The organism is Hymenobacter rubripertinctus (assembly GCF_003583925.1).
Taxonomy (GTDB): Bacteria; Bacteroidota; Bacteroidia; order Cytophagales; family Hymenobacteraceae; genus Hymenobacter; species Hymenobacter rubripertinctus.
In genome coordinates, this window is sequence record NZ_QYCN01000107.1 from 1 (window position 1) to 1,034 (window position 1,034).

The 1,034-nt window shown below is 59.7% G+C and carries 1 protein-coding gene; it reads left to right on the plus strand.

The annotated features are described in order from the left end of the window. On the plus strand, nt 1–1,014 hold a 1,014-nt coding region (locus D0T11_RS21720), incomplete at its 5' end, for an ISAs1 family transposase (protein ID WP_119657882.1). Nucleotides 1,015–1,034: the final 20 nt, after the last annotated feature.

The window sequence follows — 1,034 nt, forward strand, 5'->3', positions numbered from 1 at the left end:
GACATTCTGCTTATTGGCTTGTGCACCTACCTGAGCAACGGCCACGATTACGCGGACATGGTCTTGTTTGCCCAAACCCACGCCCGGCAACTAGATGAATTGGTAGACTTGCCCAGTGTGCCGTCGCACGATACGTTTAACCGCGTATTTCAACTGCTCTCTCCCGCCTTGCTGCGGGGCTGTCTGGCCCAGCACGGCCATGCGCTGCTCGACACGCTGGCCCAGAAACAACTCTGTCTGGATGGCAAAAAGCTGCGGGGCGTGAGTCCGCGCAGTGCTGRCAACGCCGGCCTGTACCTGGTTAATGCCTGGGTGAGCGAGAACCGCTTGTGYGTGGGCCAGCAGCGAGTGGCCGATAAAAGCAATGAAATCACGGCCTTACCCGAACTGCTGGCCCAACTGGACCTACGTGAGGCCGTGGTCACCATCGACGCCATGGGCTGCCAGGCCGCCATTGCCGGSCAGATTCGCCAGCAGCAGGGCCATTACCTACTGGCCCTCAAGCGCAACCAGGGCCAGCTGTGGGAAGAAGTGAGCTGTGCTTTCCAAGCCAATGCGGCGGACAGCGCACAGGAAAAATGGGAATATGGCCGTGACCGGTTTGAGCAACGCCGCTGCTGGTGCCTGGCCGCCAGCAGCCTGGATGCCGCGTTCGTGGCCGCGTGGCCCGGGCTGCAAACGCTGGTAAAAGTCGAGGCGAGTCGGTGCGTGGCGGGCAAGACGACCCGCCAGGTGCGCTATTACCTGAGTGATGAAGTGGAAGAAAATCCACTCTATTACAGCAAGTTAGCGCGGGGRCACTGGAGCATCGAAAACCACCTGCACTGGCATCTGGACGTAACATTGAAAGAAGRTGCCTGTCGGGTGCGCGCGGGCTACGGGCCGGAAAACCTGGCYACYTTRCGCAAGCTCACCCTGCAAGTGCTCACCCAACAACGCGACGGCTTAAGTCTGGCTAAACGGCGCGTGAAAGCGGCCTACGACATTCACTACCTCAAACAAATCCTCACGTAGGCTTCATGCGTTTGCCCTGG